The 12,743-nt window shown below is 59.9% G+C and carries 11 protein-coding genes; 8 read left to right on the top strand and 3 right to left on the bottom strand.

Annotation, left to right across the window (positions count from 1 at the left end):
* The first annotated feature begins 32 nt into the window (after nucleotides 1-32).
* From mscK to yaaA, 6 genes are all read left to right on the top strand, one after another.
* Nucleotides 33-3,437 (top strand): mechanosensitive channel MscK, encoded by a 3,405-nt coding sequence (mscK, locus tag AAFM31_RS08040; RefSeq protein WP_341707398.1) that lies wholly within the window; start codon nucleotides 33-35, stop codon nucleotides 3,435-3,437.
* Nucleotides 3,438-3,519: 82 nt separating this feature from the next.
* Complete coding sequence (gene yeiP / locus AAFM31_RS08045; RefSeq protein WP_341707399.1) at nucleotides 3,520-4,086, top strand: elongation factor P-like protein YeiP; 567 nt, start codon at nucleotides 3,520-3,522, stop codon at nucleotides 4,084-4,086.
* Nucleotides 4,087-4,197: 111 nt separating this feature from the next.
* Nucleotides 4,198-4,854, top strand: a complete 657-nt coding sequence (locus tag AAFM31_RS08050; RefSeq protein WP_341707400.1) for an alpha/beta hydrolase — start codon at nucleotides 4,198-4,200, stop codon at nucleotides 4,852-4,854.
* A gap of 121 nt (nucleotides 4,855-4,975) precedes the next feature.
* Nucleotides 4,976-6,505, top strand: a complete 1,530-nt coding sequence (gene rhlB, locus AAFM31_RS08055; RefSeq protein WP_341707401.1) for an ATP-dependent RNA helicase RhlB — start codon at nucleotides 4,976-4,978, stop codon at nucleotides 6,503-6,505.
* Nucleotides 6,506-6,850: 345 nt separating this feature from the next.
* On the top strand, nucleotides 6,851-8,233 hold the full coding sequence (locus tag AAFM31_RS08060) for a PhoH family protein (protein ID WP_341707402.1): 1,383 nt from the start codon (nucleotides 6,851-6,853) through the stop codon (nucleotides 8,231-8,233).
* A 133-nt stretch (nucleotides 8,234-8,366) separates the two neighbouring features.
* Nucleotides 8,367-9,143: a peroxide stress protein YaaA gene (yaaA, locus tag AAFM31_RS08065; RefSeq protein ID WP_341707403.1), complete on the top strand. Its 777-nt coding sequence runs from the start codon at nucleotides 8,367-8,369 to the stop codon at nucleotides 9,141-9,143.
* Nucleotides 9,144-9,159: 16 nt separating this feature from the next.
* Here yaaA and AAFM31_RS08070 read toward each other — a convergent pair whose 3' ends face one another.
* Both AAFM31_RS08070 and AAFM31_RS08075 read right to left on the bottom strand, forming a co-directional pair.
* Nucleotides 9,160-10,062: an alpha/beta hydrolase gene (locus AAFM31_RS08070; protein ID WP_341707404.1), complete on the bottom strand. Its 903-nt coding sequence runs from the start codon at nucleotides 10,060-10,062 to the stop codon at nucleotides 9,160-9,162.
* A 3-nt stretch (nucleotides 10,063-10,065) separates the two neighbouring features.
* The gene (locus tag AAFM31_RS08075; protein WP_341707405.1) at nucleotides 10,066-10,839 is read right to left on the bottom strand and encodes a class II aldolase/adducin family protein; all 774 of its coding nucleotides are present in this window, start codon (nucleotides 10,837-10,839) and stop codon (nucleotides 10,066-10,068) included.
* A 163-nt stretch (nucleotides 10,840-11,002) separates the two neighbouring features.
* On the opposite strand from AAFM31_RS08075, the gene AAFM31_RS08080 reads away from it, so the two are divergent.
* Nucleotides 11,003-11,719, top strand: coding sequence for a Crp/Fnr family transcriptional regulator (locus AAFM31_RS08080; RefSeq protein ID WP_341707406.1), 717 nt, complete (start codon nucleotides 11,003-11,005; stop codon nucleotides 11,717-11,719).
* Nucleotides 11,720-11,722: 3 nt separating this feature from the next.
* On the opposite strand, the gene AAFM31_RS08085 is transcribed toward AAFM31_RS08080, so the two are convergent.
* Nucleotides 11,723-12,175: a flavodoxin domain-containing protein gene (locus AAFM31_RS08085; RefSeq protein ID WP_341707407.1), complete on the bottom strand. Its 453-nt coding sequence runs from the start codon at nucleotides 12,173-12,175 to the stop codon at nucleotides 11,723-11,725.
* Between the two features lie 127 nt (nucleotides 12,176-12,302).
* Between AAFM31_RS08085 and AAFM31_RS08090 the strand changes: the two genes are divergently transcribed.
* On the top strand, nucleotides 12,303-12,734 hold the full coding sequence (locus tag AAFM31_RS08090; protein WP_341707408.1) for a PAS domain-containing protein: 432 nt from the start codon (nucleotides 12,303-12,305) through the stop codon (nucleotides 12,732-12,734).
* The last annotated feature ends 9 nt before the right edge of the window (nucleotides 12,735-12,743 follow it).

Here is a 12,743-nt window from a genome sequence, read left to right on the forward strand (position 1 = left end):
CCCTTCTCTCAGGTCAATTCAGGAACCCTTTCATGCCGCGCCACACCCTGCTGCTGCTCTGTTGCCTGCTGTTCGCGCCCGTGCTCTGGGCACAGGACGACGCCCCCAGCGCCCTCGATCAACAAATCGAAAGCCTCAATGCCACCATCGAAAGCACTGCTAACGGCAGTCTGCCCGAGGCTGAGAAACGCGAGTTGAGCGAGGTTTACCAGAACACCCTGAGCTTCCTCCAGCAGACCCGACAAATCCGCCAAGAACAGGAAGACCTGCAACAGCAAGTGGCCGACGCACCACGCCAGACGCAGACAGTACGCACCGAATTCAACCGGCTGGCAAAGGCGGACAATGAAACCAGCCGCGAGCAGCTCGAGCGGCTCAGCCTTAAGGAACTTGAAGCACGCCTGAGCGAGCAGGTCAGTCAGATGTTCACCTGGCAGAACGACCTGACAGCGGTCAACGGTCAGTTGATATCAGCGCAGACGCGCCCCGAACGCACTCAGGCGGCGGTATCCGAAAACCAGACCCGTAGTCAGACCCTCAGCGATCAGCTGCGCGCGCAGCAGCGCCTTACGCCGACGGCCCTGTCCCGCGCGCGCATCGACCAGCTGCAAGCAGAGCTAGGCCAACTCAGCGCCAGCAGCGAGTTGCTGAGGCAGAAACTGGCGGGCAACAACGTGCTACAGGATCTGGCCAACCAGAAGAAGAACCTGCTGACTCTGCAAATCAAACGCATCGAAGCGGACATTCGGCTGTTGCAGAGCGTCATCAACGACAAGCGTGAATCCGCCTCGGAGCAGGCCGTGAGTGACGCCACCCTGCCCGAGGAGCAGAGCCAGAACAAGGTGCTGCAAGCCCAGAGCAGCATTAACCGACAGCTCAGCGAAGAGCTGCTCACCGCAACCCGCCAGATTGGTGTGGTGACCCGCATTAATATTGAAACCAAGCAACAAACCGAACACCTGACACAGATCGACAAAGCGCTGGAACAGCAGATCGCGGTACTGGAAGGCAGCCTGTTGTTGTCACGCATCCTGCATCAGCAGAAGAACGAGCTGCCCAAGGTCGAGACCGACAAGGACTTGGCCGACCAAATCGCCGACTTGCGGCTACGTCAGTTCGAGCTGAATCAACTCAGCCAGAGCCTGCAGACCCCCGATACCTACCTCAACGAACTGCTGCTGAAGATCCCCGTTCGCCAGCGCGACGCACTGCGCCCATCGCTGGAGCAAATGGTTAACGCCAGGGTCAATCTGGTCGAGCAACTCAACAGCAATATCAATACGCTGATCAATCAGGCGATCACCCTGCAGATCAACCAGCGCCAGCTGCAGCAGCTGAGCAGCGGCCTGCGACGCACCATTGACGATCAACTGTTCTGGGTCGCCAGCAGCAGGCCGATCGACATGAGCTGGGTCACCGATCTACCTCGCCAGTTGGCCGACCAGTTTGCTCAGCTCAACCTGCCCCAACAACTGAGACATCTGGCTTCGGCGCTGCAACGCCACCTGCTCTGGAGTCTACTGGTGCTGGTGCTGCTGGGCATACGCCTGTGGCGCAGGCCGGCGCTGCTACGCGCCATCAACAAACTACACGACGAAGTAGGACACTTCCGCCGCGACGGCCCATGGCACACACCCATGGCCCTGCTGCTGACCGCCATCCGCGTCAGCACCGTGCCGCTGCTGCTGCTGGCAATCGGTCTGGTGATCTATCTGGACAGCGAGCGCAGCATGCCAATCCTCGGGGTGGCCCTGGCCAAACTGGCCGTCGCCTGGTTTGTGCTGCATATGATGTACCGCGTCTTTGACCCGGGCGGCATTGCCACCCGGCACTTCCACTGGGACGAATCGCTGGTACAACGCCTGCGCAAGTTGGTGCGCAACATCACCTGGATATTGTTGCCACTGGTACTAGCTTTGGGCCTGCATGGCAGCCTGCCGGAATACATCGGTACCGATCCAATGGGCCGCGCTGCGATGCTCATCGGCATGTTCATACTGTCTTTCCTGCTCGGGCGCTTCATGCTCCGCAGTGAACCGCTGTACCGTTCACACATCGTCCACTACGCTGCCAGCGCAGTGTTGATCGTGACACCACTGGCCCTCGCGGGTCTGACCGCCTGGGGCTATCACTACACCGCCGTCAAGCTGGCCGAACGGTTCATCGACAGCCTGTATCTGATCGTCCTGTGGATGCTGGTCGAGGGTACTGTGGTGCGCAACCTGAACGTTGCCGGCCGGCGCCTGGCCTACCAGCGAGCCGTGAGCAAGCGTCAGGCAGCACAGGCCCGCGAAAATCAGAACGAAGCGGAGCTGGCGGTCGAAATTCCGGAAATGAACCTGCAGCAGATCAATCAGCAATCGCTACGACTGGCCAAGCTAACCCTGCTACTGGCGTTCGGTATCGCGCTGTACTTCACCTGGGCCGACCTGATCAGCGCAACCTCCTATCTGGAATCGGTCACGCTCTGGCACTACGAAGGGACCGGCCTGAACGCCGGCGAAGCCGTACCGATCAGCGTTGGCGACATTCTGGGCGCATTGGTCACCGTCGTTCTGACCATTACCCTGGCGCGCAACCTGCCCGGCCTGCTGGAAATTCTGGTGCTGTCGCGGATGCAATTGCGCCAGGGCAGCAGCTACGCCATCACCACACTGCTGAGCTACGTCATCATCGGCTTCGGCCTGGTCTCCTCGCTGTCGACCTTGGGCGTTAGCTGGGACAAACTGCAATGGCTGGTGGCCGCGCTGGGTGTTGGTCTCGGTTTCGGCTTGCAGGAGATCTTTGCCAACTTTATCTCCGGCCTGATCATCCTGTTCGAGCGCCCGGTGCGTATCGGTGACGTAGTGACCATCGGTCCGCTCTCCGGCACCATCAACCGCATCCGCATTCGTGCCACGACGATCACCGACTTTGACCGCAAGGAGATCATCGTTCCGAACAAGAACTTTGTGACCGAGCAGATCGTCAACTGGTCGCTGCAGGACACCATTACCCGGGTGATCATCAAGGTAGGGGTGGCCTACGGCTCCGACGTCAACTTGGTGCGCAAACTGCTCATGCAGATCTCCCAAACCAACACCCGGGTGCTAAAGGACCCTGAACCCATGGTGCTGTTCCTCAACTTTGGCGAGAGCACGCTGGATCACGAGCTGCGAGTCCATGTAAAGGAACTGGCCGACCGCAACATGGCAATCGATGAGATCAACCGGGAGATTGACCGCCTGTTCAAGGAGAACGGCATCGAAATCGCGTTCCGCCAGCTCGACGTCAACCTGCGCAGCAGCGAAGGTCTCGAAAAGCTGGTGCACAGCTACCGTATCGAGGGCACCCCAAGCGACGCGTCAGCACCGGTCAGCGGCGCCAGCAGTGACCCGATCACACCGACCGATCAGGCCCCTTCAGACACCCCACCTGACGCCCCGTCGGACCGCTGAAAACGGGGTCTGCAGCCGCTTGCCGAGGTGCAGCGGCTGCGGGCAGAATAGCGCCTCTTTTACCTCATCTGAGTGCGCCGTCATGCCCAAAGCCGCCGAACTGAAAAAAGGCCATATCGTCCAGATCAATAGCCAGCCGTACATCGTCAGTCAGATTGAGGTGAAAAGCCCCTCCTCGCGCAGCGGCACAACGCTGTACAAAGTGCGCTTCAATCATGTGCAGACCAAACAGAAGCTCGACCAGAGCTTTACTGGCGACGACATCCTGACTTTTATCGATTTCCAGAAGCGTCCGGTCCAGTTCCTTTATCTGGACGCCGACGGTTACACCTTCATGGATAACGAAGACTTCGCCCAGTTCACGCTGACCGCCGACCAACTGGAAGATCAGCTGCCCTACCTGCACGACGGTATCGAGGGCCTGTATGGTCTGCTGGTCGAAGGCAACCTGGTGGGTATCGAACTCCCTGCGGTGGTGGAAATGGCCATCGAGGAAACCCCTCCCGCGATCAAGGGCTCTTCCGCCAGCGCACGGACCAAAACCGCGCGCTTTGCCACCGGCCTGGAAATCCAGATCCCCGAATACTTGGAAACCGGCGAAGTGCTGCGTATCAACACCGAATCCGGAAAATTCATGTCCCGCGCCTGATCGCGCTGAGCAATCTGCAGCCCGCCAGCTAGCGGGCTGCTCTGGCACTTGGTATTGACCGCGCACAGCAGTATAAAGGGCATCCAAATCCCTTTCTCGCCTGGAGCGCCCATGTCACCGCACATCATCGAACCCGCCACCCCCGCTACCCGCAGCGTCATCTGGCTGCACGGTCTGGGTGCCGACTGCTACGATTTCGTGCCGGTGGTTGAAGCCCTGCAACTGCCCGCTAACCACGCCATCCGCTTCATCTTCCCGCAGGCCCCTACCCGTCCGGTTACCATCAACGGCGGCTTCCCGATGCCCTGCTGGTACGACATTCTCGGTATGTCGCCAGCGCGCGCCATCAACCAGGGCCACTTGGACGAAGCTGTAGCGCTCGTACGCCAGTTGATCGACGAGCAGTGCGCGCAGGGTATTGCGTTGGAAAACATCATCCTCGCCGGTTTCTCTCAGGGTGGCGCCGTCGTATTGTGCACCGCGGTCAGCAGCGAGCTGCCGCTGGGCGGTGTAATGGCCCTGTCGACCTACGGCCCCGGTCTTGATCAATTGTTGCAACAACACCCGGCGCAACAGGCGCTCGAGCTGTTCTGCGCCCACGGCCGTTTTGACGAGGTGCTACCTCTGGCCATGGGCCGCGAAGCCCATGACCTGATGCAGACCGCCGGTCACCACGCACGCTGGTACGAGTACCCGATGGCCCACGAGGTCTGCATGGACGAGATCGCCGATATCCGCCGCTGGCTGGTCGAACGCCTGGGCCTCTGAGCCGTTAAACGCCTTGACGCGCCGGTCACAGCTGTTCAAAAAACAACCGCAAGGCTTCGCGAACGCGCGGCCTTGCTTTACACTGCCTGATCTTTAATTTCCATGTAGTCGAGAGAAGCCTGTGCTCAAAGCACTGAAAAAGCTGATTAGCAAGACAGAAGAGCCGGCGCCGCAAGCGGCCGATACCACACCCCGCCAGCCGGCAGCCGCCCCTGCTACCAAACAGAACGAAAGCGGCACCCGGGAGCGCAAGCCCCGCAACCGTGACCGCAAGCGCCCGGCCAAGCCCCAAGCTGCTCCGGCAAAGCCTTGGAGCATCGACGACTTTCAGGTCGCCCCGGCGGAGGGCAAAACCCGCTTCCACGACTTCCCGCTGCCCGACAGCCTGATGCGCGGCATTCAGGATCAAGGCTTCAGCTACTGCACCCCGATTCAGGCTGCCGTGCTGGGCAGTACCCTGCGCGGCCATGACGCCATCGGCCGTGCGCAAACCGGTACCGGCAAGACCGCCGCCTTCCTGGTCTCCACCATTACCCAGTTGCTGGAAACGCCGCCGCCGGACGAGCGTTACATGGGCGAGCCACGGGCGCTGATCATCGCGCCGACCCGCGAGCTGGTGATGCAAATTGCCAGCGACGCCGAAGGGCTGACCAAGCACTGCCCGCTGAACGTCATGACCTTCGTTGGCGGCATGGACATCGACAAGCAACTCAAGCAACTGGAACAGCGCTACTGCGATATTCTGGTCGCCACTCCGGGTCGTCTGCTCGACTTCTGCAACCGCGGCGAAGTGCATCTGGACCTGCTCGAGGTACTGATCCTTGACGAAGCCGACCGCATGCTCGACATGGGCTTTATCCCGCAGGTACGCCAAATCATTCGCCAAACCCCGCGCAAGGGCGACCGCCAGACGCTGCTGTTCTCCGCGACCTTCAGCGATGACGTGATGAACCTTGCCCGCCAGTGGACGCACGAACCAGCGGTGGTCGAGATCGAGCCCGAACGCCCCGCCTCAGAAAACGTGACCCAGAAGGTCTACGCCGTCAGCGGCCGCGACAAGTACAAAGTGCTCTACAACCTGATCACCCAGCTCGAACTGGACCGGGTCATGGTGTTTGCCAACCGCAAGGACGAAGTACGCCGGGTGCAAGAGCGCCTGATGCGCGACGGCATCAACGCGGCCCAGCTATCAGGTGATGTACCGCAGCAAAAGCGCGTACGCACACTGGAGAACTTCAAGAGTGGCAAGCTGCAGGTGCTGGTCGCGACCGACGTTGCAGGCCGCGGCATCCACATTGATGGCATCAGTCACGTGGTGAACTACACCCTGCCGGAAGACCCGGAAGACTACGTCCACCGTATCGGCCGTACCGGCCGCGCCGGCGCCAAGGGCACGTCCATCAGTCTGGCGGGTGAAGACGACGCCTTCCAGGTACCGCCAATCGAAGAACTGCTGGGGAACAAGCTGGAGTGTGTGCCGCCGGAAGAGCGCTTCCTCAAGCCGGTGCCAAAGCGCGAGCAAAGCGCCGAGGAAAAAGCGGCCACGGACGCCAACGAAGCCGAACAGGCAGCCGCCGCTGCAGCAGCCCGCCGCCGCTCGGCTGGCAGCAACAGCCGCCGTGGTGGCGGTCGCCCGCAAGGTCGTCACTAACCTCCCGCAGGTTGCGGCTCGCCCGAGCCGCAACCGACTCTAAAACCCTCAAAAACTGACCATTTGGGCAAAAAAAACGGCCACTTTTCAGTGACCGGGCCCATGACTATATCCCGGCTTTTTGCCCGCTGCCCAGCCCCTTTGATCAATTTTCGACTTTTTTTATCTCAGGCTTTTTTCGTGCTTGTGAAGGTCATTCTGTTTACGTTATACCTCGATCAACCGGTCCACTGCGTCGAGTGATCCCTTGATACCCGAGCGCTGTGCGAGCCGGCCCAGTGGACTGCCAGGCGCAGCCTATGCTGCCTGATACAGTCGCGTCACCGGCACTGCGAGGTACAGCATATGGAAGCGTGCGGACCGACAGAGCACACCTTCTACGTTCTTGATACCAACGTTCTCATTCACGATCCCAACGCGCTGCTCAACTTCGAAGAACACCACGTCATCATCCCGATGACCGTTCTGGAAGAACTCGACAAACTCAAATCCGGCAAATCCAGCACTGCAGCAGACTGTCGCCAGGCCATTCGGCTGATCGACAAGACCCTCGGTGACGCCCCACCTGACCAGGTGGAACAGGGTGTCCCCATTGAGCGAGGCAAGCTCGGCCCCAACGGCACACTCGCCATCCTCATGGACAAGGCCCCGATCCCTGCCCACTGCCTGCCCAACGACCTCAACGACAACAAGATCATCAACCAACTCTGTCAGCTGCAAAGCCAGCACTCTGATGGCCGCATCGTGCTGGTATCCAAAGACATCAACATGCGCCTGAAGGCACGAGCCTGCGGCATTGATGCCGAGGACTACCACACCGACCAGTTGCTGGATGACATTTCCCTGCTGGCCCGTGGTTACCACGAAATCGAAGGCTCGTTCTGGGAGCGTGTCGCCAAGGTTGAAACCCGCCAACTGACCGGACAGACCGTGCATGAGGTTCAACTGACCGACAACCTGCCGGCGCTGCACATCAACGACTTCATCATTGATGACCAGGGCTTCATCGGCTGGGTAAAGGGCATCGACGGAGGCAAGCTGACCATCCGCGATCTGCATCAGGAGCCCATGCTGCATCAGGAGTGCTGGGGGCTGCGTCCGCGAGACATCTTCCAAGCCCTGGCGATGTACGCACTGATGGACCCGGATATCCATCTGGTCAACCTCACCGGTGCCGCCGGCTCGGGCAAGACCATTCTGGCGCTGGCTGCGGCCATCGAGCAGACCATGGTCACCAAAACCTACCGCCGCATCATCGCCACCCGCAGCACCCAGGGGCTGGACGAAGACATCGGCTTCTTGCCGGGTACCGAGAAGGAGAAGATGGAACCCTGGCTCGGCGCGATCACCGATAACCTTGAAGCCCTGCATATGGATGACGAGAGCACCCACGGCAGCGTGGAGTACATCCTCGATCGCGTCCCGCTGCAGTTCAAATCCCTGAACTACATTCGCGGTCGCAGCTTCCAGCAGAGCTTCATCCTTATTGATGAAAGCCAGAACCTGACTCCGCACCAGATCAAGACCATCATCACCCGCGCCGGCAACGGCTCGAAGGTGATCTGCCTTGGCAACCTGGCGCAGATCGATACCCCTTACCTCAACGCTACCAGCTCAGGCCTGACCTATCTGACCGAATGCTTCAAAGACTTTCCCCACGGTGTACACATCCATCTGCAGGGCGTACCGCGCTCGGCACTGGCTGAGTACGCAGAAAACCACCTCTGAGCGAAACGCCCTCGGTCATCCACAGGCCGGGGGCGCTTGTCCTGCTTCGATAGTTCAAGGCTATCAACCCCATGCGGGCGCATCACCCTGCTTTGCGGCATAATGCGGCCAATCTGCAAACAGGAGCGCACTCATGCTGATGGTGATTTCCCCCGCCAAGACCCTCGATTACGACACCCCGCCGGTCATCGAACAGAGCACCCAACCGCGCTTTGTCGAGCACAGCGCCGAGCTGATCGAGGTGCTGCGCGAAAAGTCGCCACAGGATATCGCCAAGCTGATGTCGCTGTCGGACAAGCTGGCGAGTCTCAACGTCGCCCGCTACGGCAGCTGGGAACCCCAGAGCACTCCGCAGAACGCCAAGCAGGCGCTGCTGGCGTTCAAGGGCGACGTATACACCGGACTGAATCCCGAAGACTTCAACGCCGACGATTTCGCTTTCGCCCAGCAGCATCTGCGCATGCTGTCAGGCCTGTATGGCCTGCTGCGTCCGCTGGACCTGATGCAACCCTACCGCCTGGAAATGGGCACCAAACTGGCCAACGCGCGCGGCAAGGATCTCTACGCCTTCTGGGGTGAGCGGATCAGCCAGTGGCTGAACGACGACCTGGCAGCGCAGGGTGATCAGGTACTGGTCAATCTAGCCTCGCAGGAGTACTTCGGCGCCGTCAAACCCAAGGCACTTAACGCCCGAGTCATCAACACCGTGTTCAAGGACCAGAAAAACGGCCAGTACAAGATCATCAGCTTCTACGCCAAGAAGGCCCGCGGCCTGATGGCGCACTACATCATCAAGGAACGACTGCAGGATCCGGAAGGCTTGAAGGACTTCAATCTGGATGGCTACCACTTCGACGCCGCCGCCAGCAGCGAGAATCAGCTGGTTTTTCTGCGCGAAGAACAAGCCTGAGAACAACAACCCCGGCTCAGGCCGGGGTCGTTATTTGTGCTGCCGTATCCACTCGCTGCTGTCGAAACGCCAAGTAGTGCTGTAACACCAACTCCGGCGCCTCTACCTGCGGATAGTGGCCAATGTGCGGTAGCAGCACCGTATCCGGGTCCGGGATCAACTGCCGATAGCGCTCAACCATATGAGCACCCGACACCGGATCAACCGCGCCATCAATGACGCGCAGCGGCAAGCGGGTAGACTGCATTGCCTGCACCCAGCGATCACGATGGACACGGCGATCCACCATGTAACGAATCAGCCGATGCATGATTTTCGGGCCCTGATTGAACTCGATCATGCGCCAGAAGCCGTCCAGCTCACGTTCATCAGGCGGCGTCTGCGGTCCAAAGATGCTGGCGAAGGTCCGAGCCATACGCTCCTTGCTGTAGCGACTGCCGATGAATGGCCCAATCGGGCTCATCAGCAGCTTCTGCAGCAACACCGGATGGTGCGTCTCCGGAAATAGCCCGCCGTTCAGGAAGCACATCGAGCGCAAAAACCCCGGCCCTTGCTCGTGCCGCGCCAGCAACTCCTGCGCCACGCTGTCACCGTAGTCATGCGCCAGCACGTGATAGTGCTCAATGCCCAGACGCTGCATCAACGCCTGCTGCAGGTCAGCCTGATCAATCAGGTTATAGGGGTAATGACGGGGCTTATCGGAGAAGGCAAAGCCGATCATGTCCAGCGCAACCACCCGGTAACGCTCGGCGAGCGCCTGCCAGAGGTAGTGCCAGTCCCATGATCCTGAGGGGAACCCGTGGATCAACAGGAGCGGCTCACCCGCCCCTGCTTCCCACCAGCGAATCTGATGTCCGCGATAACGGAACACCTGCCCCTGGGCGAGCCAGTCGTCCAGGGAAATGCCAGTGAACGACACCTCTTACTGGTCGTAACCCGGGTTGACGCGATCCAGTTTGCGCAGCAGCGCAGGCCAGGCGATGTTCGCGCCAGCGCCGTTGGTCGCTTTCTTGACGCTGGCAGCCGCGCCGTCCAGAACAGACTGGGCAACCGGGATCAGTTCAGCGTTCTGCGCCTGGGCACGCACCTGAATTTCACAGCAGCGCTGCATGGTGTACATGTTCAGGAAGGCATCAGCAACAGTCTTGCCACAAGTCAGCAGGCCGTGGTTATGCAGCACCAGATAGTTGGCGTTACCCAGATCAGCCTGCAGACGCGGCTTCTCTTCGTGGTTCAGCGCAACACCCTCGTAGTGGTGGTAGGCCAGGCTGCTCAGAACAAAGATGGACTGCTGGGAAATCGGCAGAATGCCTTCCTTCTGGATCGACACGGCAATACCCGCAGCGGTGTGCGTGTGCAGGACGCAGTTGGCGTCGTGGCGCACTTCGTGGATCGCGCTATGGATGGTGAAACCGGCCGGGTTGACGTTGTACGGAGACTCTTCAACCTTGTTGCCCTGCAGGTCGATCTTGACCAGATTGGAGGCGGTCACTTCGTCGAACATCAGACCGTAGGGGTTGATCAGGAAGTGTTCGGTGCCCGGAATCTTGGCGGAGATATGAGTGAAGACCAGGTCGTCCCAGCCGTACATGGCAATCAGGCGGTAGCCGGCGGCCAGCTCAACACGCACCTGCCACTCTTCGGCGCTGACCTTGTTCTTCAGGCTGGTCTCGGGCAGAGAATGAACTGCGTTCATGGGGTAATCCTCTATTGTTGGAATAATGTAATTGTGCCCACGCGGGCTGCTGACGCTACAGGACATCCCCAGCGCTCATGCGGCATACTGTGGGACGTTCGGTATGAGTGGAGTCTAGACGGTGACGGCGAAGCGGACTGTCAAACACATTACAGTGTCCGAGATGGGCAACAACCCGCAGCTGGCAAAGCTGTTGCAGCAAAATCGCTGGTTCGGCGAACTGCCGCAGGATGTGCTGGACGAGCTACTGGCGCTGGCGCGAGTACGCACTCTGCACGACGGCGAATTTGTCTACGCCAAGGACGATCAGCCGGACGGACTATACGGCGTCATCAGCGGCAGCGCGCGCATCAGCAATATCGGCCAGGATGGACGTGAAGCCATTCTGGCGATTCTGAGCCCCGGCAGTTGGTTCGGCGAGATTTCTCTGTTCGATGGACTGCCGCGTTCACACGATACCGTCGCCAGCGGCCCGACTGAACTGCTGATGATTCCCCGTCCCGCTTTCCACCAAATGCTGGAGCGCCGGCCTGAGCTTTACCCGATGTTCATGCGTATCCTCTGTCGACGCATCCGCATTTCCTTCGCCATGCTCGAAGACAGCGCGCTGCTGCCGCTCTCCTCGCGCCTGGCCAAGCGGCTGTTGATGCACGCACATAACTACGGCCAGACCGACGATGAAGGCCGCTGGCCGTGTGTGCAGCTGTCACAGGAGGCATTGGGGCAAATGCTCAACAGCTCGCGGCAGAGCATCAACAAACTGCTCAAGCGTCTGGAGAGTCTGGGTTGGCTTAGGATCCAATACGGCCAGATCATTCTGCTGGAGGAAGACCACCTGACCCAACTGGCCAGTGGCGCCCCTCTGCCAAACGATAACTGAACCTCAGCCCTGCAACACGCCGGCCAACTCCTGCAGCCAGGGCTCTGCGTCAGTCTCGGGGGTGACGGTTTCGCTGGCATCCAGTCGCAGCATTGGCAACGCCTCAACAGCCTGCAACTCGATTAAAAGCTCGCGGAACTGCTCACCGGCCAGGCAGAAGGTGTCTCCGTAGGCCGAGTCACCCAGCGCAATGACCCCAAATGGTTTACCGGTCAGCAACGGAAAGCGGTCGCGCATTTCATGGAAAAGTGGCACCAGGGCATCCGGCAGCTCGCCCATCCCGGTTGTCGAGGTGCACACCAGAAGTGCATCCGGCGACAGTGCCAAGAGCGCATCGAGCGACAGCGTTTGTAAGCGGCTGACCTGCAGGCCTGCATTGGAAAACAACGCCTGGGCTTCGTCTGCTACCAGATTGGCGGTACCGAAGACCGAACCGCTGATGATCACCAGATGCATGAATTCTATTCTCCCGAATTGGACACAAGGCGGCATTATGCCTCAAGCAGCTAATGACTGTCGGGGCTCTGGACAGCCCCGGGCCTTGCTATAGAATGGGCCGACACGCAACACGGACAGGTAAGGCATGATCAACGCGAAGCTGCTGCAGCTGGTCGTCAACGCCTCCAACGACGGTATCGTCGTTGCAGAGCAGGAAGGTGACGACAACATCCTCATTTATGTGAATCCGGCGTTTGAAGCGCTGACCGGCTACAGTGCCGACGAGATTCTCTATCAGGACTGCCGCTTTCTGCAGGGCGATGACCGTGATCAAGAAGCCCTGCGGCAGCTCCGCGACGCGATTCGCGCAGGCCAGCCATGCCAGGTCACGCTGCGTAATTATCGCAAGGACGGCAGTCTGTTCTGGAATGAGCTTTCCGTGACCCCTGTGCTCAATGAAACCGACCAGTTGACCTACTTCATCGGCATTCAGAAAGACGTCACAGCTCGGGTTGAAGCCGAGCAGCGTGCAGATGCGCTGCAAAAAGAGCTGGACGCTCTGCGCACAGGTAACTGAGAGCCCGGG

This window comes from Halopseudomonas sp., assembly GCF_038130085.1.
In the GTDB taxonomy this organism is placed as follows: domain Bacteria; phylum Pseudomonadota; class Gammaproteobacteria; order Pseudomonadales; family Pseudomonadaceae; genus Halopseudomonas.

Coding starts and splice junctions, on each gene's coding strand:
- AAFM31_RS08085 (WP_341707407.1), bottom strand. CDS start 12,175: ATGCATCTGGTGATCATCAGCGGTTCGGTCTTCGGTACCGCCAATCTG.
- yeiP (WP_341707399.1), top strand. CDS start 3,520: ATGCCCAAAGCCGCCGAACTGAAAAAAGGCCATATCGTCCAGATCAAT.
- AAFM31_RS08080 (WP_341707406.1), top strand. CDS start 11,003: ATGGGCAACAACCCGCAGCTGGCAAAGCTGTTGCAGCAAAATCGCTGG.
- AAFM31_RS08090 (WP_341707408.1), top strand. CDS start 12,303: ATGATCAACGCGAAGCTGCTGCAGCTGGTCGTCAACGCCTCCAACGAC.
- mscK (WP_341707398.1), top strand. CDS start 33: ATGCCGCGCCACACCCTGCTGCTGCTCTGTTGCCTGCTGTTCGCGCCC.
- AAFM31_RS08075 (WP_341707405.1), bottom strand. CDS start 10,839: ATGAACGCAGTTCATTCTCTGCCCGAGACCAGCCTGAAGAACAAGGTC.
- yaaA (WP_341707403.1), top strand. CDS start 8,367: ATGCTGATGGTGATTTCCCCCGCCAAGACCCTCGATTACGACACCCCG.
- AAFM31_RS08060 (WP_341707402.1), top strand. CDS start 6,851: ATGGAAGCGTGCGGACCGACAGAGCACACCTTCTACGTTCTTGATACC.
- AAFM31_RS08050 (WP_341707400.1), top strand. CDS start 4,198: ATGTCACCGCACATCATCGAACCCGCCACCCCCGCTACCCGCAGCGTC.